The sequence below is a fragment of the Pauljensenia sp. UMB3104 genome (assembly GCF_030217285.1).
In the GTDB taxonomy this organism is placed as follows: domain Bacteria; phylum Actinomycetota; class Actinomycetes; order Actinomycetales; family Actinomycetaceae; genus Pauljensenia.
Genome location: NZ_JASONN010000640.1, coordinates 1 through 232 on the forward strand (window position 1 = coordinate 1; position 232 = coordinate 232).

Sequence of the window (232 nt, forward strand, 5' to 3'; positions counted from 1 at the left end):
CGTCCATGCAGTAGATCCTCGGTTGCCTGTGGCATTGCACCAAGTAAAACACCCGCAGGAATCGTTTCCTCCGGCTGTCCGTTCACATAACGCTGGGCTGTAATCCGACCAGAAACACCGGGTTCAACCCCATCGCCTTCAACCAGCCACGACATGACAGCAACCGCCCCATATTTGGACAGGCGTGAAACAACGCGGGCGGCCTCGTCGATGGGAGCGGGCATGGGACGCT

General features: G+C 58.6%; 1 pseudogene. It reads right to left on the reverse strand.

Features of this window, described 5'->3' with window-relative positions:
• Positions 1-232, reverse strand: a pseudogene (locus tag QP415_RS13110) (hypothetical protein); the annotation flags it as partial.